We start from the raw sequence: 21875 nt of genomic DNA, 5'->3' as shown, positions 1-21875 counted from the left end.
CCTCCGTTCGGGGGTCGCGCGGGTGCGCCTCGGAAATATTCCGGTGGATGCCGGTGCTTACAGGTATTATTCCATTCATGGAAGACGCTGTCGACCGACGGATCATCACCGAGCTCACCCGTGACGGGCGGGCCACGCTCGCGCACCTCGCCGAGGCGGTGGGGCTGTCGGTGTCGGCGACGCAGTCACGGTTGAAGCGGCTCGAAGCCCGCGGAGTGATCAGCGGATACCGCGCCGTCGTCGACCCCGAGGCGATCGGCCGGCCGCTGTCGGCCTTCATCGAGATCACGCCGCTCGACCCGGCGCAGCCCGACACCGCCCCCGAGGCGCTCGCGCACCTCGACGCGATCGAGGCGTGCCATTCGATCGCCGGCGACGCCAGCTACATCCTGTTCGTGCGGGTCGCGACCCCGCGAGCGCTGGAAGAGCTGATCCGCGACATCCGGCTCGCGGCCTCGGTGAACACGCGCACGACGGTCGTGCTGCAGACCTTCTACGAGGCCCGCCCGATCATCCCCGCCTGAGTAGGCGAGCGCCGCGACGCGACCGCCATGACAACTCGATGCCATCACCTCGTCACCCGAGGAAGGCGACCAGCCCGAGGAAGGCAGTTCCCACCGGCATCCCGCCTTCCTCGGGCTATTTGCCTTCCTCGGGCGAAGCCCGCCGCCGCCCACGCCGCCCACGCCGCCCGCCGCCGCGGCCGCACCCCGCCGCCCGCCGCCGCGGCCGACCCGCCCGGGCGCCTGCCGCATCCCCACACGGCTCAGCCCGGCCGCTTGTCAGGTGTGCTGCGGGAAGCCCAGGTTCAGGCCGCCGTGCGAGGGGTCGAGCCACCGCGAGGTGATCGCCTTCTCCGCGGTGTAGAAGTCGAACCCGTGCGGGCCGTAGGCCTTGGCGTCGCCGAACAATGAGGCCTTCCAGCCGCCGAACGAGTGATAGGCGACCGGCACCGGGATCGGCACGTTTATGCCGATCATGCCGACAGTCACTTCGCGTTGGAATCGCCGCGCGGCGCCGCCGTCGTTCGTGAAGATCGCGGTGCCATTGCCGTACGGTGAGGCATTGATCATCTCGACGCCGTGCTCGTAGCCATCGACCCGCACGATCGACAGCACCGGCCCGAAGATCTCGTCGCTGTACACCGATGACGACGTGGGCACCCGGTCGATGAGGGTCGGGCCGAGCCAGAACCCGTTCGGGTCGCCGTCGACGGTCACCCCGCGCCCGTCGACGACCACGGTCGCCCCGTCGGCGGCGGCCACATCGATGTACGAGGCGACTTTGTCGCGGTGCGGGCCGGTGATGAGAGGTCCCATATCGCAGCCGCGGGTGCCATCACCGGTGCGCAGCGTCGCCATCCGCTCGGCGACCTTGGCCACCAGCTGGTCGGCGACCGCATCGACGGCCAGCACCACCGAGACGGCCATGCAGCGTTCGCCGGCTGACCCGAAGCCCGCGTTGACGGCCGCATCGGCGGCGAGGTCGAGGTCGGCATCGGGCAGCACGAGCATGTGGTTCTTCGCCCCGCCCAGCGCCTGCACCCGCTTGCCGTGCCCGGTCGCCGTCTCGTAGACGTACTTCGCGATCGGGGTCGAACCGACGAACGAGATCGCCGCGATGCCGGGGTGCTCCAGCAGTGCGTCGACGGCTTGCTTGTCGCCGTGCACCACGTTGAACACGCCGTCGGGCAGGCCGGCTTCCCTCAGCAGCGCGGCCATCCAGTTGGCCGCCGACGGATCCTTCTCCGACGGCTTCAGCACGACGGCGTTGCCGGCCGCGAGGGCGATCGAGAAGAACCACAGCGGCACCATCGCCGGAAAGTTGAACGGGCTGATGATGCCGACCACGCCCAGCGGCTGGCGCAGCGTGTACACGTCGACGTCGGTCGATACGTTCTCGGAGTACGCGCCCTTGGTCAGGTGGCCGACGCCGCACGCGAACTCGACGACCTCCATGCCGCGGGCGATCTCGCCCAGCGCATCGGAGAGCACCTTGCCGTGCTCGGCGGTCAGGATCTCGGCGAGCTCCTGCTTGCGGGCGTTCAGCAGCTCACGGAAGGCGAACATCACGCCCTGTCTCTTCGAGATCGAGGCGCCCCGCCATTGCGTCAGCGCCTCATGCGCGACGCCGACGACGGCGTCGACGTCGCCGGCCGATGCCAGGCGCACCTCCTTCTGCACGCGCCCCAGCGCCGGGTTGTACACCGGTGAGGTGCGGTCGGACGCGCCCGGCCAGGGGGCGCCGCCGACCCAATGGTCGAGGATCGTGGTGGTCATGATGTTCCCGTCCGCCCTCACCGGACGCCTGATTCGACGGCGGTGAGCGCTTCGTCATAGATGGCCATCGCCTGCGCCACCTCGGCGTCGGTCACGACGCAGGGCGGCACGACGTGGATGCGGTTCTCGGCCGTGAACGGCAGCAGGCCGCGCGAGATCAGATCGCGCTTCAGTCGCGCGATGACGTCGGCGCCGACCGGTTCGCGGGTATCGCGATCGGCGACGAGCTCCATGGCCCAGAACACGCCTTCACCGCGCACCTCTCCGATGAGCGGGTGCTTCTCGGCCAGTTCGCGCAGTCCCGGCCCGATCGCCTCGGCGCCCACGCGGGCGGCGTTCTCGACGATGCCCTCGTCGGTCATCGCGTCGATCGAGGCGACGATGGATGCCGCGGCGAGCGGATGCCCGGAGTAGGTCAGCCCGCCGGGGAAGACCCGCTCGTCGAACGTGGCCGCGATGTCGGCGGAGATGATGACGCCGCCCACCGGCACGTACCCCGAGTTGACGCCCTTCGCGAAGGTGATGAGGTCGGGCACGACGTCGTAGCCCTGGAAGGCGAACCAGTACCCGGTGCGGCCGAACCCGGCCATCACCTCGTCGAGGATCAGCACGATGCCGTACTTGTCGGCCAGCGCGCGCACGCCCGCGAGGTAGCCCGGCGGCGGCAGCAGGATGCCGGCCGTGCCCGGCACCGACTCCAGCAGCAGCGCCGCGATGGTGCCCGGGCCCTCGGCCTGGATGACCCGCTCGAGGTGGTGCAGGGCGCGCTCGGACTCCTCCTCGGGCGTGGCCGCCCAGAACTCGGAGCGGTACAGGTAGGGGCCGAAGAAATGGACGTGCCCGCGGGCGTATTGGTTCGGCATCCGCCGCCAGTCGCCGGTCGCGACGATCGCTGCGCCGGTGTTGCCGTGGTACGAGCGGTAGGTCGACAGCACGGTGTCGCGGCCGGTGTGCAGCCGCGCCATGCGGATGGCGTTCTCGATGGCGTCGGCGCCGCCGTTCGTGAAGAACACCTTGCGGAAGCCCTCCGGCGCCTTCGACAGGATGCGCTGCGCGGCGCGGCCGCGGGCGAGGTTCGACGTCGGCGGGCCGATGGTGGCCAGCTCGGCGGCCTGCGCCTGAATGCCCGCGATGACGGCCGGATGCTGGTGCCCGATGTTGATGTTGACCATCTGGCTCGAGAAATCCAGCATCCGGTTGCCAGCGTGATCCCACACCACCGTGCCGGAGCCGCCCGCGATGACGGGGAGATTGAGGTGGGCCTGCGCCGACCAGGAGTGGAAGACGTGCTCGCGGTCGAGCTGGACGGCGAGGGCGTCGAGATCTTCGGTCATGCTGTTATCCCTTCGGAGGATTCTGCCGCCGGGTGGGCGAGCACAGTGCCCGCCCACCCGGCGACCAGAGGTGCTACTGGCCGCCTTCGGCGAGGGCGACCTCGATCGGCGCGAAGCTCTCCCCGGTCAGGTCGAGCCCGGCATCGGCGAGCTCGTCGAGCGCCTGCTCGATGTACTCGTTGGTCCAGGCCGTGGCCGGCGGCTCTTCGGTGATCAGGTGAGCACCGGTCTCGTTGACAGCGGCGAGCGCGCCGGCGACGGTCTTGTCCCAGGCCGCCTCGTCGATGACGCCGATGCCGCCCTGCGACGGCCAGATGAGCTTGTTGGTCTCGTTGACCATCCACAGCTCGTGGCTCGCGCCCCAGCCCGAACCGGCCGCGATCGTGATCTCCGCGGCCTCTTCGGGGTTCTCGGCCGCGTAGACCCAGCCCTTGATGACGGCCTTGAGGAACTTGACCGTCGTCTCCTGGTACTCCGCGTCGTCGGCGAGGCGTGCCGTGTCGGCCCAGATCGCGTCCTGCAGCATCGCCCCGGCGGTGTCTTCGTAGCTGATGACCGAGAAGTCCTCGGGCGTGTACAGCTCGCCGGTGTCGGGGTTCGCCGACTCGAGCAGCTGGGCGTACTCGTTGTACGTCATCGCCTGCGCGGCGTCGATGTCGCCCTGCAGGAAGGCGTTCATGTTGAAGTCCTGCGTGATGATCTCGACCGTCGACGCGTCGAGGCCCTCCTCGGCCATGGCCGCGAAGATCTCCCACTCGTTGCCGAAGCCCCACGACCCGATCTTCTTGCCCTCGAAGTCGGCGACGGACTCGATGCCCGCGTCGGCCCACGACACCTGGAGCGTGCCGGAGCGCTGGAAGATCTGCGCGATCTCGGTCACGTTCGCGCCGGCCTCGATCGAGCCGAGCACCTTCGGCACCCAGGCGATCGCATAGTCGACGTCGCCGTTTGCGAGCGCGTCCTGCGGCACGATGTCGCCGCCGGACGGGATGATCTCGACGTCCAGGCCCTCCTCCTCGAAGAAGCCCTGGTCGGCGGCGGCGAAGTAGCCGGCGAACTGGCCCTGCGGCAGCCACTGCAGCTGCAGGGTGACGGGGGTGAGGTCGTCGGGGGCCTCGGCTCCTCCTGATGCGTCGGGATCGGCCGAACCGCCCGAGCAGGCGGCAAGGACGAGCGCCCCGGTGACGGCGAGTGCTCCGGCGGCGGTGACGCGGCGAGTGCTGTGTCTCATGTCAGTCCTTTCATTTCATCTCAGTTCATCTCGGTGCAGATCGGCCTCGTCGCCCCGGGCGGGCGCGAGGACGCCTCGGCTCTCACGCCGCGCCTCGTCTTCGAGTCGCCAGTCGTTCGAGCAGCAGAGTCACCACGTAGAAGAGCAGTCCGAGCAGGATGCCGGCGAACACGTACGCCCAGGCCCGCGCGTAGGCGCTCGTGGCCGCCGACGTCGAGATCATGCCGCCCAGGCCGCCGCGCGGGCCCCCGAAGTACTCGGCCACGAGCGCCGAGATGACGGCGAGCGACGAGGCGATGCGGATGCCGGTGAACACGAACGGGACGGCGGTGGGCAGGGTCACGGTGCGCAGGATCTGGGTTCCGGATGCCGCGTACGACGTCATGAGGTCGCGGTGCACCGGGATCACCTGCCGGAAGCCGCGCAGCGTGTTGAGGAAGACCGGCACGAACGAGGCGAGTGCGGCGATGGCCTGCCGGCCGAATTGGCTGTCCGCCCCGAACATCGAGTTGAGCACGGGGGCCAGCGCCACGATCGGGATGACGGCCAGGCTCGCCACGATGGGCGCGCTCATCATGTCGAGCACGCGCCAGCGCGACGCGAGGGCTGCCAGCACGATTCCCAGGATTGATCCCACGATCAATCCCAGTAGCGCGTTCGTGCCGGTGATGACGGTGGCATTCCAGATCGCGGGGCCGAACTCCACGAACTGCTCGGCGATCGCGGCGGGGCTCGGCAGCAGGTAGTCGCTGACCCCGACCACGCTGACCAGGAACTGCCAGCCGCCCAGGACGATGACGCCGACCGCGATCGGCGCGATGATGCGCAGCCACGCGTCGCGCGTCTCGCCGGGCAGCCGGGTGCGGCGCGGCGCGGTCGCGGCGGCGCCGGTCATCAGCGGGTCTCCACTCCGCGTGCGGTCGGCGTCCCCTGGTGCAGTGCTTCGCGCACCGCCGTCACCATCGCGAAGAACGAGGCGTCCTCGCGCAGGTCTTCGGCGGGCTCGGCGGTCCGCTCCAGACGCATCGGCACGATGTCCTGGATGCGTCCCGGCCGCGGCGACATGACGACGACCCGGTCGGAGAGGTAGACGGCTTCGGGGATGGAGTGGGTCACGAAGACGACCGCAGCGCCGGTCTCGGCGCGGATCCGCGCGAGTTCGGTCTGCATGCGCTCCCGCGTCATCTCGTCGAGGGCGCCGAACGGCTCATCCATCAGCAGCAGGCTCGGTCGTTCGGCGAGCGACCGCGCGATAGCGACTCGCTGCTGCATGCCACCGGAAAGCTGATCCGGATACCGGTCGGCGAAGTCGCTCAGGCCGACCATGTCGAGCAGTTCGGCCACGCGGTCGCGCCGGGCGGCCGCTGCCCAGCCGTGCAGCTCGAGCGGAATCGCGACGTTCGCCGCGACGGTGCGCCACGGCAGCAGCCCGGCGGACTGGAACGCGATGCCGTAGTCCTGGTCTTTGCGGGCCTGCGGCGTCGGTTTGCCGAACACGCTGATCGACCCGGTCGTGGGCTGGTCGAGATCGGCGATCAGGCGCATGAGCGTGGACTTGCCGCACCCGGACGGACCGATCAGCGAGACGAACTCTCCGGCCGCCACGGTCAACTCGATGCCGGTCAGCGCGTGCACCTGCCCCGACCGGGTGTCGAACGTCTTGTCGACCCCTGTCACTTCGACGGCCACTGCGGCCGGGACGGGGACGACCGATGCCGGACTCATCATGAGCCATCCTCCACTCGACGGTAGTTCTTGAGGATCACGCCCAGCAGGGCGACCGAACCGGCGGCGACCAGGCCGAGCGCGATCGCGCCGAAGATCGGCCCCCAGGCCTTGGCCGGGTCGCCCGACGCCTGTCCGGCGTACTGGATGAGGATGCGGCCGATCCCGCCCTGCAGGCCCGTCGAAACCTCGGCGACGACCGCTCCGACGACGGCGTTCGCGGCGCCGAGGCGCAGGGCGGGGATCAGGTACGGCACGGCCGCGGGAAAGCGCAGCTTGGTCAGCGTCGCCAGCGAGCCGGCGGCATAGGTGTGCATGAGTTCGAGATGGATGCGGTCGGGGGACTGCAGGCCGCGCAGCGCACCGATGGCGATCGGGAAGAAGGCGAGATAGCTCGCGATGAGCGCGACGCTCATCCAGTCCTCCCACTCGAAGGCGCCGATCTCCACACGCGAGCCCCAGCTCTTCACGATGGGGGCGAATGCGATGAGCGGAACCGTCTGGCTGAGCACGATCCAGGGAAGAAGGCCCCACTCTGCGATCCGCCAGTGCTGCATGACCAGCGCGAGACCGATCCCCACGACCACGCCCACGAGCCATCCGACCGCGGCGATGCCCAGCGTGAGCAGCGCCGCGAGGGTGACGTCGAGCCAGAGCGGGTTGGCGTGGGGCGCCGCGGTGACCGGTTCGAGCAGCCGCGTGAGCATGTCGCCGATGTGGGGCATGGCCAGATCGGTCGTGCGCGGCAGGATGCGCGTGTCGCCGATCAGCACGCCGTCCGCGGGGGCGAGCCACTTGTAGAGCTCCCACAGCGCGGCCACCGCCATGACACCGGCCAGGCCCCACGGGAAAGCTGCCCAGCGCCGGGCGCCGGAGCGCCGGCGCCGCGGCGGCACGAGCGCCTCCGCCATCGGCGCGGCGGCGGGGGGAGCGGCGACGGGGGCGGTCATCAGTCCGTCTTGGCCGCGATATGGGTCTGGAGGGCCGGGATGACGGTCTCGCCGTATACCCGCATCGTCTCTTCCTTGTTGTCGTGCTGGAGATAGCCGGCGAACTGGGTGACGCCGATCTCGCGCAGCCGTTCGAGCTTGGCGATGTGCTGGTCGGCGGTGCCGAGGATGCAGAACCGGTCGACGATCTCGTCGGGCACGAAGTCGACGTGGTCGTTGTCGGCCTTGCCGTGGGTGTTGTAGTCGTACCCGGTGCGGCCGGCGATGTAGTCGGTGAGCGCTTCGGGCACCGCGCCCGCGCCGGCCAACCCGGCACGATGGCCGTACTTGGTCACGATGTCGGCGACGTGGTTGCCGACCATGCCGCCGAACCAGCGGCACTGGTCGCGCATGTGCGCCACGTCGGTGCCGATGTACATCGGGGCCGCGACGCAGAATGCGAGAGAGTCGGGGTCGCGCCCGGCCGCCGCGGCGGCCTCTTTCACCGTGGCGATCATCCACTCCGCGATGTCGAGGTCGGCCAGCTGCAGGATGAACCCGTCGCCGACCTCGCCGGTCAGCTTCAGCGCCATCGGGCCGTAGGCGGCTACCCACATGTCCAGCTTCGACCCGCGGCTCCACGGGAACTGCAGCGTCGCACCGTGGTGCTCGACCGGGCGGGAGTTCGCGAGTTCCCGGATGACGTGGATCGAGGCGCGCAGCTCGGCCATCGTCACCGGCTTGCCGTTGGTCACGCGAACCGCCGAGTCGCCGCGGCCGATGCCGCAGACGGTGCGGTTGCCGTACATCTCGTTGAGGGTGGCGAAGACCGATGCCGTGACCGTCCAGTCCCGCGTGGCGGGGTTCGTGACGAACGGCCCCACCATGACCCGGTTGGTCTCGGCGAGGATCGCCGAGTGGATGACGTACGGCTCCTGCCACAGCAGGTGCGAGTCGAAGGTCCAGACGTGACTGAACCCGTGCGCCTCGGCGAGCTTGGCGAGTTGCACCGTGCGCGCCGCCGGCGGGTTGGTCTGCAGAACGACACCGAAATCCATGGTCACCTCTCCTCTCGGTGGTCCAGTGGCCCGCGCAACGGGGGCAGCGAGACCCCCATCACAGGAGGTACTGGCTCAGGCCGCGCTTGACGAACCGGCCGTCGCCCTTCGCGCCCAGATACCGGCCGTCGTCGACGATGACCTTGCCGCGCGAGAGCACCGTGTCGACGTGGCCGTCGATTTCGAAGCCCTCCCAGGCGGAGTGGTCCATGTTCATGTGGTGGGTCTTGTCGATCCCGATCGATGTGTGGCCGTTCGGGTCGTAGACGACGACGTCGGCATCCGCCCCTGGCTGGATCACACCCTTGCGGCCGTACATGCCGAACATGCGCGCCGGGGTGGTGCTGGTCAGCTCGACCCAGCGTTCGAGCGAGATCTCGCCGGTGACCACCCCCTGGTACATGAGGTCCAAGCGGTGCTCGATCGAGCCGATCCCGTTGGGGATGGCACGGAAGTCGCCGCGGCCCAGCTCCTTCTGGTCCTTCATGCAGAACGGGCAGTGGTCGGTCGAGACCATCTGCAGGTCGTTGGTGCGCAGCGCCCGCCACATGTGATCCTGGTGGCCTTCGGCGCGTGAGCGCAGCGGCGTCGAGCACACCCACTTGGCGCCCTCGAACCGGCCCCACTCGTCGCTCGACGCGCCCAGCTGCTCCTCGAGCGATAGGTAGAGATACTGCGGACACGTCTCGCCGAACACGTTCTTGCCCTTGTCGCGCGCCCAGGCCAGCTGCTCGACGGCCTGCTTGGCGCTCACGTGCACCACGTACAGCGGGGCGCCGGTGATGTCGCTGAGCATGATCGCGCGGTGGGTGGCCTCTTCTTCGGCCTGCCACACCCGGGCGATGCCGTGGTAGTACGGGTCGGTCTTGCACTGGGCCACGAGCTGCTCGGCGAGCACGTCGATGACCGGCCCGTTCTCGGCGTGCATCATCGTCAGCATGCCGGTGTCGGCGGAGACCTGCATCGCCTTCAGCACCTGCGCGTCGTCGGAGTAGAAGACGCCCGGGTAGGCCATGAACAGTTTGAAGCTCGTGATGCCCTCATCGACGAGGGTGGGCAGGGTCTTCAGCGAGTGCTCGTCCACGCCGCCGACGATCTGGTGGAATCCGTAGTCGACGGCGCACTGTCCGGCGGCCAGGTCGTGCCAGCGGGCCAGGCCGTCTTCGACGCGCTCGCCGTAGCGCTGCACCGCGAAGTCGACGATCGTCGTGGTGCCACCCCAGGCGGCCGCCCGGGTGCCGGTCTCGAACGTGTCGCTCGCGTTGGTGCCGCCGAACGGCAGCTGCATGTGCGTGTGGGCGTCGATTCCGCCGGGGATGACGTACTTGCCGGTGGCGTCGACGACGGTGTCGACGGATGCCGCGAGGTCGGTTCCGAGTAGCTGTGAGCCGGGCGTGAGGACGGCGACGATTCTCTCGCCGTCGATCAGCACATCTGCGGGCGTGCGCCCCGTGGCCGAGACGACGGTGCCGCCGGTGATGAGTGTCGTGGTCATGTCATCCTCCGTTCAGGGCGCGACGATGTCGCCGTAGGAGTCGGGGCGACGGTCACGGTAGAACTGCCAGTCGTCGCGCATCTGCTGCACGAGGTCGAGGTCGAGGTCGCGCACCAGCAGCTCCTCGTGCTCGCTGCTGCCCAGCGCCCCGACGTGGTTGCCTCGCGGGTCGATCACCTGGCTGGTGCCGTAGAAGGTCACCGCCTCGTCGCCGTACTCGTTGTCTTCGCGGCCGACGCGGTTGGGCTGCAGGACGAAGTAGCCGTTCGCGACGGCGGCCGCAGGGCCCTCGACCTCCCACAGCCGGTTCGACAGGCCGGGCTTGGTGGCGTTCGGGTTGAAGACCATGTGGGCGCCGTTCAGGCCGAGTTCGCGCCATCCTTCGGGGAAGTGCCGGTCGTAGCAGATGTACATGCCGATCTTGCCGACGGCGGTGTCGAAGACCGGGTAGCCGAGGTTGCCGGGGCGGAAGTAGAACTTCTCCCAGAACTTGTCGAGATGCGGCAGGTGGTTCTTGCGGTAGATCCCGAGTACCGAGCCGTCGGCATCGACGAGCACCGAGGTGTTGTAGTAGACGCCGGTCTGCTGCTCTTCGTAGATCGGCAGCACCATGACGGTGCCGAGCTCCTTCGCGAGGGCCGCGAAGCGCTGGACGATCGGCCCGTCGACCGGCTCCGCGTAGCGATAGTACTTCTTGTCCTGGGTGATGCCGAAGTAGGGGCCGTAGAACAGCTCCTGGAAGGAGAGCACCTGCGCGCCCTGCGCCGCGGCATCCCTCGCGAATCCTTCGTGCTTGTCGAGCATCGAAGCCTTGTCGCCCGTCCACGTGGTCTGCGTGATCGCTGCGCGCACCGTTGTCATCTTCGCCTCCTGATCGGAAACGGGGTCGTGCGCCGCCGGCGACTATCGAGTGGGTCGGCGGTCCGACCTCGTTCTGTTATCTTTCGGGTTGAACATTTCTCTTCGGTTTCGTCCTGTGACGTGAGCGTAAATGCTCAGCGGTCCTGGGGGAAGAGGGTCGGAGGTCTCACGTGGGCATGGGAGTCGATTTTCCCGACCGCTCGCCCCAGGGCATCGCGAGTGTCATCGCGCGTCTGATCACCGCGGGCGAGCTCGCGCCCGGCGACCGGCTGCCCACGGTGCGCGACCTCGCGGCGGAACTGCTGGTGAGCCCGGCGACGGTGAGTGCCGCCTGGCAGGCACTGGCGCGGTCGGGGATGATCCAGTCCCGGGGACGCGCCGGAACCTTCGTGCGGGGCATGCCGCGGGAGTGGCTCACCCGGCGGGTGAAGGGCCTCTCGTCCGCCGACGGCGATTGGCGGCTCGACCTGTCGTTGGGCACCCCCGACCCGGCCCTGCTGCCTTCCCTCGCCGACGCGTTCTCGCACGTGACGCTGCGGGCGGACACCGGCCGGTACCACGATCTGCCGGTGCTGCCCGAGCTCGCGGCGCTGCTCGAGCGCGCCTGGCCCGCGCACGCAGAGGCCATCACCGTCGTCAACGGCGCCGTCGACGGCATCTCGCGCACGCTCGGCCAGGTGGTGCGCCTCGGTGACCGCGTCGCCGTCGAATCACCGGGCTTCCCGTACTTCCTCGATCTGCTCGATGCGCTCGGTGCCGAAGCCGTCCCGCTCTCGCTCGACGACGAGGGGGTCGAGCCGGCATCGCTCGCACACGCGCTCACCCAGCGGCCGACCGCCGTCATCCTCCAGCCGCGGGCACAGAATCCCACGGGCGCGTCCATGTCGGAAGAGCGCGCCCGGCTGCTCGCCGCCGTCGTACGCGCGTCCCGCGACGGCCATCGGGTCGTCGTGATCGAGGACGACCACTCGGGCCTCATCTCGATGGCCCCCGATGTGACGCTCGGCCGCTGGCTGCCGGGCCAAGTGGTGCACGTGCGCAGCTTCTCGAAGTCCCACGGTCCCGACCTGCGCATCGCCGCGCTCGGCGGTCCGGCGCGTCTGGTCGAGCGCATCGTCGCCCGCCGCATGCTCGGCCCGGGCTGGACCTCGCGCCTGATCCAGACCGTGCTGCTCGACATGCTCACCGACCCGGGCGCGGTCGCAGCGGTGCGCGCCGCACGCCTCGCGTACCGCGACCGCGAAGAGGCCCTCGTCACAGCGCTGCGGCGCGAGGGGGTCTCGATGCCGCACCCGGACGGTATCAACCTGTGGCTCCCGGTCGCCGACGACCGCGCGGCCATCGTGCACCTTGCGGCAGCCGGGATCGCCGTGGCCGGGGGTGCGCCGTTCGTGGTTCACGACGACACGCCGCACGTGCGGGTGACCTCGGGGGTCGTGGCCGCCGACGCGGTCGACGTCGCTCGCGAGCTGGCGGCCGCCTCCCGGGCCGTCCGGCGGTGACACCTCCGGCGCGTCATGGCCGCCCGGCGTCGCCGAAGGAAGGCGATTCGGCCGAGGAAGGCTGTTCACCCCGGCATCCGGCCTTCCTCCGCCGAACTGCCTTCGCCCGGCGGCGGGCTGACAGCCGGGGTGCTCGCCCGGCGGCGGGCTGACAGCCGGGGTGCTCGCCCGGCGGCGGGCTGACAGTGGGGGCGCCGGCCCGGCGGTGGCTGGACGCCGGGGGTTGCGCACTCGGGGGATACATCTGCGGGTGGATGCCGCGGCATCCACCCCTCGCGTAGCGTGACAGCGTGCCCGCCTCGCTCATCCGCCCGCTGAAGCGGTACCAGCTCGTCGCCGACGTGGTCATCGGCGTGCTGCTGTTCGCCGTCGCTGCCGCGTTCACGCTGCTGCCGGTGGGGTCCGGGGTGTGGGGCAGCTACATCCTGAATTCACGCACCGCGCTGTACGTCGCGCTGGCACTGACGGCCGTGTTCTCGGCCGCGCTCGCGGTGCGCCGGCTGTCGCCGCCGATCGCGCTCGGGGTCGCGTGGGTGGCCGCGATCGTGCAGATGGCCGGCGGGCTGCCGCCGCTGCCGGCGAACTTCGCGATCTTCGGCATCCTCTACGTGACTGCCGCGTATGGCGGCCGCCGGCTGTACTGGTCCGGGTTCGCGTCGTCGCTGATCGGTGCTGCGTTCATCACCGTCTACCTGCTGGCGCCCTCCATCGCGGTCGACGGCGGGTTCGGGCAGGTGACGACCTACGCGTTCGCCGCCATCATGCTGTTCACCGCCGCGACGCTCGGTCTGCTGCTGTCGTGGACCATCGGCGCCCTGGTGCGCACCGCCGTCCGGGCGCGCGAGAACCGTGCGGCGCAGGAGCGCGCCGAGGCCGAGACCGCCACCGAGCAGGAGCGCACCCGCATCGCCCGCGACATGCACGACGTCGTCGCGCACTCGCTCGCGGTCGTCATCGCGCAGGCCGACGGCGCGCGCTATGCGGCCGCGGCCGACCCCGAAGCGGCCACCGCGGCGCTGGCGACGATCTCATCGACCGCGCGCTCGGCCCTGTCAGACGTGCGGATGCTGCTTACCCAGCTGCGGCACAGCCAGGCCGAGGGGCCGCAGCCGACCCTCGCCGACCTCGAGGAGCTGTACGCGCAGGTGCGCGCCGCCGGCGTGGATCTGCGCGTCGACGTCGATCCGGCGTCGCCGGTCGAACCGCCGGCCGCCGTGCAGCTGGCCGTCTACCGGATCCTGCAGGAGGCACTCACCAATGCGCTGCGCCACGGCACCGGCGGCCCGGTCGACGTCACGCTGGCGTGGCATCCTGATCGGGTGGAGCTGACCGTGCACAACCTCGTCGCCGATCCGGCCGTCGCGGGCGGCTCGGGTCATGGCCTGATCGGCATGCGCGAACGCGCGCAGCTGGTCGGAGGGTCGATGGATGCCGGTGCCGACGGCGGCCGGTTCACGGTGCGCGTCGTCATTCCGAGCGGCGCCGCGGCGCCCGGTTCGGCCGGTGCCGCCGCGGCCGCCGCCCCGGCATCCACCGCGCTCGACGCCGCGCTGCCCGACGCCGGGGAGAGCCGCCCGTGACCCCGATTCGCGTCGTGCTGGTCGACGACCAGTCGCTGTTCCGCGCCGGCATCCGCATGGTCGTCGACTCGCAGCCCGACCTCGAGGTCGTGGGCGAGGCCGGCGACGGCGCAGAGGCCCTCGCCGTCGTCCGGCAGACCCGGCCCGATGTCGTGCTGATGGACATCCGGATGCCGGTGATGGACGGCCTGGCCGCGACCGCCGAGCTGCTGGCCGACCCCGACCCGCCGCGGATCGTGATGCTCACGACGTTCGACCTCGACGAGGCCGCCGCGCGGGCGATCCGGCAGGGGGCGAGCGGGTTCCTGCTGAAGGACGCCGACCCCGAGTTCCTGCTCGCCGCGATCCGCACCGTGCATTCCGGGTCGGCGGTGATCGCCGCGTCAGCGACGCGCGAGCTGTTCGCGCAGTTCGCCGAGCCGGTCGCGGCGGTGCCGGACTCGTATCGCGACCTCACCGAGCGTGAGCGGGAGATCTTCGCGCTCGCGGCGCGCGGGCTGTCCAACGCCGAGATCGCACAGCGCGAATTCCTGTCCGAGGCGACCGTCAAGACGCACATCAGCCGCATCCTGGCCAAGCTCGGTCTGCGCGACCGCGTGCAGCTGGTGGTCTTCGCCTTCACCCACGGTCTGGCCTGACGGGTTCAGCGTCCTTCGAGGGCGACGCGGGTCTGCGCGTATCTGCGGCGGCCCACCCACCTCCACAGCACGCGCGCGGGCGCGGGCACGCTCGTGCGCAGGAATTCGCCGCCGCCGTCGGGCTGCGATGCCAGGATCGCTCCCAGCATGTTCCACATCTGGCCCTTCGGGGTGGCCTTGCGCCCATGCTCCGAGAACCACTCCACCTCGTCCTCAGTCAGCACGGTCTCCATCACCGGCACGATGTTCGCCTCTTCGTCGGGCAGGTGCACCGCCAGTGCGGCATTCACGCCGTCGAGCGCGGCCAGCACCGCCCCGGCATCCGCCGTCGATGCCGACGCCCGCCACGCGGGCAGAGCGGCATCGAGCGCCGTCACGTGCACAAGCATCTCGGCGTGATGCGCCTTCATGCGCTCGACGTGGGCGGCGCAGCCCGGCGCGCGCTCGGCCAGCGGATCCCACAGTCGCTCGTCCTCGCCCTCGTGGTGCGCGTGCAGTGCGACCGACAGCATGTTCAGCTGCGTGGCGACGGCCGCGGCGTGCGCGGCGTCGCCGTCGCGGACGCCGGCCACGAGGCCCGGCGCTTCGCCGAACCCGGCCTTGTACAGGCGATGGATCCGCGCCATCCCGCTCGCGTCGCAGGTCTTCGGTGCGGCAGGCTGGTCGCCGCTGGGCGGCAGCGCGGTTGCGGCCATGAGAACTCCCCCCAAAAGGTTCTGAGCAGACGATAGACCCCCGCGCCGCCGAGGGGAAGATCATCCTCGAGATGTACGCGCAGCAGACCGCAGGCCGACGCGACGCCGGCATCCGGATCCGTAGCGTCGGAGACATGCAGATCTCCTCCACCGACCTGGGCCTCGCGGCTCGCGTCCAGAACCTCACCAAGACCTACGGCACCGGCGAATCGGCCGTGCCGGCGCTCGACGGCGTGACCGTCGGCATCCGCCGCGGCGAGTTCACCGCGATCATGGGGCCGTCCGGGTCGGGCAAGTCGACGCTCATGCACATCATGGCCGGTCTCGACGCGCCGACCGGCGGGCGCGCGTGGATCGGCGACACCGACATCACCGGGCTCAGCGACCTCGACCTCACCATCCTGCGGCGCCGCCGCGTCGGGTTCGTGTTCCAGTCGTTCAACCTCGTTCCGACCCTGGATGCCATCGGCAACATCCTGCTGCCCTTCGATCTCGACGGGCGCACGCCCACCGCCCTGGAGCGGTCGCGGATCGACGGCCTCGTCGAGACGCTGGGGCTCGGGCCGCGCCTGCGTCACCGGCCGCACCAGCTGTCGGGCGGTCAGCAGCAGCGCGTCGCGATCGCGCGGGCGCTCGCCACCGCGCCCGACCTGGTGTTCGCGGACGAGCCGACCGGAAACCTCGACTCCCGCTCGGGCCGCGAGGTGCTCGCCCTGCTGGCCGCCGCCGGTCGCGATCACGGCCAGTCGATCGCGATGGTCACCCACGACCCGGTCGCCGCGGCCTACGCCGACCGTGTGGTCTACCTCGGCGACGGCCGCATCGTGGCCGACAAACCGCAGCAGACGGCCGAGCAGATCTCCGCGCACATGCTCGCCGCGGAGGTGCCGGCATGACCGCCGCGACGCTCGCTGAGCCTGCCGTGGTCAGGCCGGCATCCCTCGCCCGCTTCGACTGGCTCCGCGAACGCGGAATGGGTGCGACGATGCTCGTCGCCGGTATCTCCACCGCTTTCGGCGTGTTCCTCGTCTCGGCGACCAACTACATCGGCGCGGCTCTGCTGGCGACGCCGGGCTACGGTGCGTCGGAGACCCTCGCGCTCGTGGTCGCGATGCTCGGCGTGCTGCTGCTCGCCGTCGCGGTCTACGTCGCCGCGATCGTCACGGCGAACACCTTCGCCACGATCGTGGCCGGCCGCACGCGGCGCATCGCGCTGTTCCGTCTCATCGGCGCGTCGGCGCGCTCGCAGCGCGGCGAGATCGCGCGGCAGGGGCTGATCGTGGGGGCGCTGGGCGCGGTGGCCGGGCTCGTGCTCGGCACGGCCGCCGTCGCCGTCGCGGTGCCGCTGCTCGACAGGCTGACCGGCAGTGACGGCGACTTCGTGCTGCTCCACCCCGCACTGGTGCTGCCGGCGGTCGCGGTGGCACTGACGACGTGGGCGGCCGCATGGGCGGGGTCGCGACGGGTGCTGTCCGTGACGCCGCTGCAGGCCCTGGGCGGGTCGGTCGAGCAGACCCACGGCGACGTCGCGCGCCGGCGGGGCCGCAACGCGGGGTCACTCGTGCTCGGCGCGATCGGCATCGTGCTGCTGGTCGGCGGTGTGCTGATCGGGCTGGTCAGCCCGCTCGGGGTGATCGTCGCGTTCTTCGGCGGACTGTTCTCGTTCACCGCACTCACGCTGGGTGCCGTGGTCGTCATGCCGCCGCTGCTGCGTGCCACCGGGCGCCTGTTCGGCCGGTCGGCCCCCGCTCGTCTCGCCGCCGAGAATGCGCTGCGCTATCCCGAGCGGTCCAGCCGCATGGCCATCGGCGTTGTGATGGGCGTGGCGCTGGTGACCATGTTCGCGGTGGCGGCCGAGTCGGCCAAGGCGCTGATCACGGCATCCAGCGGGGGAGAGCCCGACGAGGCGTTCAACCAGATGATGGACATGTTCTCGGGGGTCATGATGGCGCTCGTGGCCGTCAGTGCCGTCATCGCGGCCGTCGGGCTCGTGAATCTGCTGACGATCGGCGTCGTGCAGCGTCGCCGCGAGCTCGGGCTGCTGCGCGCGCTCGGGCTGAGCTCGGAGCAGGTGCGCCGGATGGTGCTGCTCGAGGCGGTGCACGTGACGATCACGGCGCTGGTGTTCGGGCTGCTGCTCGGCATCGCCTACGGCTGGATCGCCGCGCAGTCGCTGCTCGGTGCGGTGCCGATGCCGCCGCTGTGGCAGAGTCCGACGTTCATCGCCCCGGCCGTGCCGTGGCTGCCGGTGCTCGTCGTCGTCGCCGCGACCGCCGTGCTGACCGTCGTGGCCGCCGTGGTGCCCACGCGCCTGGCCACCCGCGTGGCGCCGGTCGAGGCTCTCGCCGAGTGATGCGCGTGCGGCACCTTCGCCTGTCGCGACTTGTGGATGCCGGTGTCGCCGGGCCGCGACTCGGGCCAGGGGAGTGCGGGTCGCGCCGCGACGGCCGGCTCCGCGTCAGCGGGTGAGGCGGACCTCATGGATGGGCGCGCCCCAGGCGAGGTCCTCCTTGGCGGTGCCGTCGGGGGCGAACCCGTGCTTCGCGTAGAACGCGCGGGCCCGCGGATTGTCCTCCAGCACCCAGAGCGACGCGGGTTCGGCGCCGATCGCGGCATCGAGCAGCGCCGTGCCGGCACCCGAGCCGTAGTGCGTGGCGAGCACGTAGATCGCGTAGAGCTGGAGGCGGCCGGGCACGTCGTCGTCATCCATGCTCGGGCCCGCGCTGGCGAACCCGATCGTGTGATCGTCCGATTCCGCGACCCAGACCCCGCTGCGACCCGACGCGATGATCCGCGCCCAGACCCCCGTCCGCTGCGTCACGTCGAGGTCGTCGAGGACGGACTGCGGCATCCGCCCGGTGTACGCCTCGTGCCAGCCCTGCACCTGCACGCGGGCGATCTCCGCCGCGTCCGCCTCGGTCGCCGGACGCACCGACACGCTCGCCATCAGGCGCCGCCGTCGCCGGTGTCGCCCCCACGCGAGCCCGTGTCGTGGCCGCCGTCGCCGGTGTCGCCTCCACGGGAGCCCGTGTCGTCGACGATCCCGGCGGCACCGGCATCCCCTGCCTCGGCATCTCCCGCAGCGACGTTCGCCACGTCCTCCAGGTCGCGGGCGAACTCGGGGTCGAACGCCCACGACGGGGCGAGCATGCGCAGGCGCGCAGCGCGCCACTGCCAGGTCGCCCACAGCACGGGCCACAGCGGCAGCGCCGCGCCGCCGCCGATGACCAGCCGGTCGCGCCACAGCGTCTTCGAGGGATCACCGGGTGCCGGCGAGACGGCCATCTGGTGATCCCAGACCTCCAGCGAGGCGAGGGGGCCGGTCAGCGGGATGCCGCTGTCGCGCAGAATCCGTACCGGGCCGCGCCAGTCCTCGACGTAGCGCTCGCTGATGTGGATCAGCTGGCGGCCGAGCGACATCATCCCGGCCAGGCGCAGCTGCACGGGGAGATCGGCACCCGGTTCCAGGGCGGTCGGCGGCGTGGCGAGGGGCGTCATGTCGACGAGCGGGCCATACAGCTCGGCGATCGCGCGCGGTGAGTGCAGGGCGCGCCACGCCGCGTCGGCGTCGCAGTCGAGCACGAGCTTGAGCAGAATCCGCATGCGCACAGTCTTCCACCCGCCCGGCCCGGCCGCGGGCCAGCTGGCCGCTCCCGCCACGCGGCGGCGGGAGCGGTGTTCAGGCGCACGGGGATTCCCGTCACCGTGGAAAACGCCCTATGCTTGGGAGCGCTCCCACGGACCGACCCGGAACGCTCGGCACGGGCCGGAGGAGCAGGCCCGAAGACGCGAACCACCCACCGCACACCCCAGGACGCATTGATGCCCACTTCCCCCGCCATCGAGTCCGGCGACCGCTCGCACACGAGCGCGCCGATCGAATCCGTCGCGCAGATCTCGACGCTGCTGCTCGACACCGATCCGACTCTCGACCCGGCGCTGGCCGCGAAAGCACGCGCGGCGGCCGCTGAGGGCGCGGTGCTCCTGCGCAACGACGGGGCGCTGCCCCTGAACCCCGAGCACACCGTCGCGGTGTTCGGGCGCGTGCAGATCGATTGGTTCGCCGTCGGCTACGGGTCGGGCGGCGACGTCAAGGTCCCCTACGTGTGGAACCTGCTCGCGGGGCTGCGCGACACCGGCATCCACGTCGATGAAGAGCTCGCGCAGATCTACACCGACTGGACGGCCCAGAACCGTCCGGCCCTCGACGGCACCTGGGGCCAGTGGCCGCACCACTTCGCCGAGATGCCGCTCGACCCGGCCACGGTCATCGCCGCGGCCGGCCGCGCGCAGACCGCGATCGTCGTCGTCGGACGCGCCGCGGGCGAGGCGCGCGAGAGCGAACTCGACCCGGGCAGCTTCTACCTCACCGAGGCCGAGCACGACATGCTCGACCGGGTCACGGCATCCTTCGCCCGCACCGTCGTCATCCTCGACGCCGGCAACGTCATGGACCTGTCATGGATCGCCGAGTACGGTGACCGCATCGCCGCGGTCCTCTACGCATGGCAGGGCGGGATGGAGGGGGCGCGCGCCGTCGCCGCGCTCCTGGCCGGCGAAGTCGCCCCCAGCGGCAAGCTCACGAGCACCATCGCGTGGTCGTATGAGGACTACCCGAGCGCGGGCAACTTCGGCGGCGAGACCCACAACGAGTACGTCGAGGACATCTTCGTCGGCTACCGCTACTTCGAGACGTTCGCGCCCGGCCGCGTGCAGTTCCCGTTCGGTTTCGGCCTCGGCTACACCTCGTTCGACATGACCGTCGTCGAAGGGCACGTGGATGCCGGAACCCTGCGCCTCGCGATCGACGTCCGCAACGCGGGTGACACGCACGCCGGCAAAGAGACTGTGCAGCTGTACGTCGCCGCGCCCGACGGTGCGCTCGCCCAGCCGGCCCGCCGTCTCGTGGCCTTCGCCAAGACCAGCCTGCTCGCTCCGGACGCCACCGAGCGTCTGGAGCTCGAGGTCGCCCTCGACGACCTGGCTTCGTACGACGACTCCGGAGTCACCGGTCACCGCAGCGCGTGGGTGCTCGAGCCGGGCGACTACCGCTTCTTCGCCGGTACCGATGTGCGCAGCGCATCCGAGGCCACCGTCGTCTCAGTCGACGAGCTGCGCGTCGTGCGCCAGGTCTCCGAGGCGGCCGCCGTCTCACCGGACTCCGCGTTCCAGCGGATGACCGTCGCCCGCACCGCGAGCGGCACCGTCGTCCGCGACGCCGACGGCGCAGTCGCGCTCGACTGGGAGGTCGTGCCGACCGCGACCGTCGAGCGCCGCACGCGCGTCCTCGCCGAGCTGCCGGACGAGATCGCCCCCGCCGGGAACGGCGGCTCGTCCGCCCCCGCCGGGAACGGCGGCTCGTCCGCCCCGGCCGGGAACGGCGGCTCGTCCGCCCCCGCCGGGAACGGCGGCTCGTCCGCCCCGGCCGGGAACGGCGGCTCGTCCGCCCCCGCTGCCGATCCCGCATCCGCTACTGACGACGCGCCCGCCGTCGACGACGCCCCCGCCACCGGGCTGACCCTCGACGCGGTCGCCACCGGTACCGCGACCCTGGACGAGTTCATCGCGCAGCTCACCGACGAGGAGCTCGCCGAGCTGGCCCGCGGTGACATCACGATGCACAGCGCCCTCGGTGCACCCGGCAACGCGGGCGTGCTCGGCGGGGTCTCCGCGTCGCTGCGCGCGAAGGGCGTGCGGCCGGTCACGACCACCGACGGGCCCAGCGGCCTGCGGCTGTCGGCATACGCCTCGCTGCTGCCCTCCGGCACCGCGCTCGCGTCGACCTGGAACCCCGAACTCGTGCGCGAACTCGCGACGCTGCACGGGCAGGAGATGACCCGCAAGGGCTCGGACGTGCTGCTCAGCCCCGGCATGAACATCCACCGCGACCCGCTGTGCGGGCGCAACTTCGAGTACTTCTCCGAAGACCCCCTCGTCACCGGTCGCTTCGGCGCCGCGGTCGTCGCGGGCATCCAGTCGACCGGGGTCTCGGCGTGCCCGAAGCACTTCGCGGCGAACAACCAGGAGACCAACCGCACGCGCAACGACTCGCGGGTATCCGAGCGGGCACTGCGCGAGATTTACCTGCGCGGGTTCGAGATCTGCGTGCGCGAAGCGCAGCCGCGCACCATCATGACCTCGTACAACCAGATCAACGGCGTCTGGGCGCACTACCACCACGACCTCGCGACGACGATCCTGCGCGGCGAGTGGGGGTACACCGGATGCGTCGTCACCGACTGGTGGATGGAGGATGCCGTCGACCCCGACTTCCCGGCACTCGAGAACAACGCGTACCGCGTCCGCGCCCAGGTCGACGTCCTCATGCCCGGGGGAGTGAAGACCGAGGCCGGCCCCGGCGACTACGCGGACGACACGATCCTCGCGTCGCTTCGCCGCCCGGATGGCGTGACGCTCGCGGAACTGCAGCGCACCGCGCGCAACGTGCTCGGCCTCGTGCTCGCCCTCGCCCCCGTGATCGACGCCCGCGCCACCCCCTGACGCTCTCGCCGAGCTGGCCACTCTCCCGCCGAGGTGGCCACTCTCGC

19 protein-coding genes are annotated in these 21875 nt (G+C 70.9%); 7 read left to right on the top strand and 12 right to left on the bottom strand.

All coding sequences use genetic code 11. From position 1 onward, the window contains the following. Positions 1-77 precede the first annotated feature (77 nt). Entirely contained in the window at positions 78-524 is a 447-nt protein-coding gene (locus BKA10_RS10005; protein ID WP_183499760.1) for an Lrp/AsnC family transcriptional regulator, read from the top strand. A 258-nt stretch (positions 525-782) separates the two neighbouring features. Here BKA10_RS10005 and BKA10_RS10000 read toward each other — a convergent pair whose 3' ends face one another. The 9 genes from BKA10_RS10000 to BKA10_RS09960 form a co-directional block, all read right to left on the bottom strand. Continuing rightward, positions 783-2279 carry a CoA-acylating methylmalonate-semialdehyde dehydrogenase gene (locus BKA10_RS10000; protein ID WP_183499759.1) on the bottom strand — a complete coding sequence of 499 codons (1497 nt, stop codon included), beginning with the start codon at positions 2277-2279 and terminating at the stop codon, positions 783-785. A 17-nt stretch (positions 2280-2296) separates the two neighbouring features. Then, positions 2297-3613, bottom strand: coding sequence for an aspartate aminotransferase family protein (locus tag BKA10_RS09995; protein WP_183499758.1), 1317 nt, complete (start codon positions 3611-3613; stop codon positions 2297-2299). Positions 3614-3686: 73 nt separating this feature from the next. Next, positions 3687-4844, bottom strand: coding sequence for an ABC transporter substrate-binding protein (locus BKA10_RS09990; protein WP_183499757.1), 1158 nt, complete (start codon positions 4842-4844; stop codon positions 3687-3689). An 82-nt stretch (positions 4845-4926) separates the two neighbouring features. Then, a complete protein-coding gene (locus BKA10_RS09985; protein ID WP_183499756.1) occupies positions 4927-5739 on the bottom strand; it encodes an ABC transporter permease in 813 nt (270 codons plus the stop codon). After that, positions 5739-6572, bottom strand: a complete 834-nt coding sequence (locus tag BKA10_RS09980) for an ABC transporter ATP-binding protein (protein ID WP_183499755.1) — start codon at positions 6570-6572, stop codon at positions 5739-5741. The genes BKA10_RS09985 and BKA10_RS09980 overlap by 1 nt, the downstream gene beginning before the upstream one ends. Then, a complete protein-coding gene (locus BKA10_RS09975) occupies positions 6569-7519 on the bottom strand; it encodes an ABC transporter permease (RefSeq protein ID WP_183499754.1) in 951 nt (316 codons plus the stop codon). Before BKA10_RS09975 ends, BKA10_RS09980 begins: the two co-directional genes overlap by 4 nt. After that, entirely contained in the window at positions 7519-8556 is a 1038-nt protein-coding gene (locus BKA10_RS09970; protein ID WP_183499753.1) for a TIGR03842 family LLM class F420-dependent oxidoreductase, read from the bottom strand. Before BKA10_RS09970 ends, BKA10_RS09975 begins: the two co-directional genes overlap by 1 nt. Before the next feature lie 58 nt (positions 8557-8614). Then, entirely contained in the window at positions 8615-10051 is a 1437-nt protein-coding gene (gene hydA / locus BKA10_RS09965) for a dihydropyrimidinase (RefSeq protein WP_183499752.1), read from the bottom strand. A 12-nt stretch (positions 10052-10063) separates the two neighbouring features. Beyond that, positions 10064-10912, bottom strand: coding sequence for a nitrilase-related carbon-nitrogen hydrolase (locus BKA10_RS09960; RefSeq protein WP_183499751.1), 849 nt, complete (start codon positions 10910-10912; stop codon positions 10064-10066). 176 nt (positions 10913-11088) lie between these two features. On the opposite strand from BKA10_RS09960, the gene BKA10_RS09955 reads away from it, so the two are divergent. The 3 genes from BKA10_RS09955 (at position 11089) to BKA10_RS09945 (ending at position 14632) form a co-directional block, all read left to right on the top strand. Further along, on the top strand, positions 11089-12414 hold the full coding sequence (locus tag BKA10_RS09955; RefSeq protein ID WP_183499750.1) for an aminotransferase class I/II-fold pyridoxal phosphate-dependent enzyme: 1326 nt from the start codon (positions 11089-11091) through the stop codon (positions 12412-12414). A 290-nt stretch (positions 12415-12704) separates the two neighbouring features. Then, a complete protein-coding gene (locus tag BKA10_RS09950; RefSeq protein ID WP_183499749.1) occupies positions 12705-13994 on the top strand; it encodes a histidine kinase in 1290 nt (429 codons plus the stop codon). Then, positions 13991-14632 carry a response regulator gene (locus BKA10_RS09945; RefSeq protein WP_183499748.1) on the top strand — a complete coding sequence of 214 codons (642 nt, stop codon included), beginning with the start codon at positions 13991-13993 and terminating at the stop codon, positions 14630-14632. The genes BKA10_RS09950 and BKA10_RS09945 overlap by 4 nt, the downstream gene beginning before the upstream one ends. A gap of 5 nt (positions 14633-14637) precedes the next feature. Here the strand turns inward: BKA10_RS09945 and BKA10_RS09940 are convergent, their stop codons facing one another. Continuing rightward, positions 14638-15327 (bottom strand): hemerythrin domain-containing protein, encoded by a 690-nt coding sequence (locus BKA10_RS09940; protein WP_183499747.1) that lies wholly within the window; start codon positions 15325-15327, stop codon positions 14638-14640. A 134-nt stretch (positions 15328-15461) separates the two neighbouring features. Between BKA10_RS09940 and BKA10_RS09935 the strand changes: the two genes are divergently transcribed. Both BKA10_RS09935 and BKA10_RS09930 read left to right on the top strand, forming a co-directional pair. Next, positions 15462-16223 carry an ABC transporter ATP-binding protein gene (locus BKA10_RS09935; RefSeq protein WP_183499746.1) on the top strand — a complete coding sequence of 254 codons (762 nt, stop codon included), beginning with the start codon at positions 15462-15464 and terminating at the stop codon, positions 16221-16223. Beyond that, positions 16220-17680: an FtsX-like permease family protein gene (locus BKA10_RS09930; protein WP_241740239.1), complete on the top strand. Its 1461-nt coding sequence runs from the start codon at positions 16220-16222 to the stop codon at positions 17678-17680. Before BKA10_RS09935 ends, BKA10_RS09930 begins: the two co-directional genes overlap by 4 nt. A 105-nt stretch (positions 17681-17785) precedes the next feature. Here the strand turns inward: BKA10_RS09930 and BKA10_RS09925 are convergent, their stop codons facing one another. Together BKA10_RS09925 and BKA10_RS09920 are read right to left on the bottom strand one after the other, a co-directional pair. Further along, positions 17786-18274, bottom strand: coding sequence for a GNAT family N-acetyltransferase (locus BKA10_RS09925; protein ID WP_183499745.1), 489 nt, complete (start codon positions 18272-18274; stop codon positions 17786-17788). Then, positions 18274-18930, bottom strand: a complete 657-nt coding sequence (locus BKA10_RS09920) for a hypothetical protein (protein WP_241740238.1) — start codon at positions 18928-18930, stop codon at positions 18274-18276. The genes BKA10_RS09925 and BKA10_RS09920 overlap by 1 nt, the downstream gene beginning before the upstream one ends. Positions 18931-19149: 219 nt before the next feature. On the opposite strand from BKA10_RS09920, the gene BKA10_RS16680 reads away from it, so the two are divergent. Then, positions 19150-21828: a glycoside hydrolase family 3 protein gene (locus tag BKA10_RS16680; RefSeq protein WP_241740237.1), complete on the top strand. Its 2679-nt coding sequence runs from the start codon at positions 19150-19152 to the stop codon at positions 21826-21828. The last annotated feature ends 47 nt before the right edge of the window (positions 21829-21875 follow it).

The sequence above is a fragment of the Microbacterium invictum genome (assembly GCF_014197265.1).
GTDB classification, from domain to species: domain Bacteria; phylum Actinomycetota; class Actinomycetes; order Actinomycetales; family Microbacteriaceae; genus Microbacterium; species Microbacterium invictum.
This window is presented reverse-complemented; position numbering and strand designations above follow the sequence as displayed.

Bases quoted from the DNA above. Each gene is read 5' to 3' on its own strand.
- BKA10_RS10005 (WP_183499760.1), top strand. From the start codon at position 78: ATGGAAGACGCTGTCGACCGACGGATCATCACCGAGCTCACCCGTGAC.
- BKA10_RS10000 (WP_183499759.1), bottom strand. From the start codon at position 2,279: ATGACCACCACGATCCTCGACCATTGGGTCGGCGGCGCCCCCTGGCCG.
- BKA10_RS09995 (WP_183499758.1), bottom strand. From the start codon at position 3,613: ATGACCGAAGATCTCGACGCCCTCGCCGTCCAGCTCGACCGCGAGCAC.
- BKA10_RS09990 (WP_183499757.1), bottom strand. From the start codon at position 4,844: ATGAGACACAGCACTCGCCGCGTCACCGCCGCCGGAGCACTCGCCGTC.
- BKA10_RS09985 (WP_183499756.1), bottom strand. From the start codon at position 5,739: ATGACCGGCGCCGCCGCGACCGCGCCGCGCCGCACCCGGCTGCCCGGC.
- BKA10_RS09980 (WP_183499755.1), bottom strand. From the start codon at position 6,572: ATGATGAGTCCGGCATCGGTCGTCCCCGTCCCGGCCGCAGTGGCCGTC.
- BKA10_RS09975 (WP_183499754.1), bottom strand. From the start codon at position 7,519: ATGACCGCCCCCGTCGCCGCTCCCCCCGCCGCCGCGCCGATGGCGGAG.
- BKA10_RS09970 (WP_183499753.1), bottom strand. From the start codon at position 8,556: ATGGATTTCGGTGTCGTTCTGCAGACCAACCCGCCGGCGGCGCGCACG.
- hydA (WP_183499752.1), bottom strand. From the start codon at position 10,051: ATGACCACGACACTCATCACCGGCGGCACCGTCGTCTCGGCCACGGGG.
- BKA10_RS09960 (WP_183499751.1), bottom strand. From the start codon at position 10,912: ATGACAACGGTGCGCGCAGCGATCACGCAGACCACGTGGACGGGCGAC.
- BKA10_RS09955 (WP_183499750.1), top strand. From the start codon at position 11,089: ATGGGAGTCGATTTTCCCGACCGCTCGCCCCAGGGCATCGCGAGTGTC.
- BKA10_RS09940 (WP_183499747.1), bottom strand. From the start codon at position 15,327: ATGGCCGCAACCGCGCTGCCGCCCAGCGGCGACCAGCCTGCCGCACCG.
- BKA10_RS09935 (WP_183499746.1), top strand. From the start codon at position 15,462: ATGCAGATCTCCTCCACCGACCTGGGCCTCGCGGCTCGCGTCCAGAAC.
- BKA10_RS09930 (WP_241740239.1), top strand. From the start codon at position 16,220: ATGACCGCCGCGACGCTCGCTGAGCCTGCCGTGGTCAGGCCGGCATCC.
- BKA10_RS09925 (WP_183499745.1), bottom strand. From the start codon at position 18,274: ATGGCGAGCGTGTCGGTGCGTCCGGCGACCGAGGCGGACGCGGCGGAG.
- BKA10_RS09920 (WP_241740238.1), bottom strand. From the start codon at position 18,930: ATGCGGATTCTGCTCAAGCTCGTGCTCGACTGCGACGCCGACGCGGCG.
- BKA10_RS16680 (WP_241740237.1), top strand. From the start codon at position 19,150: ATGCCCACTTCCCCCGCCATCGAGTCCGGCGACCGCTCGCACACGAGC.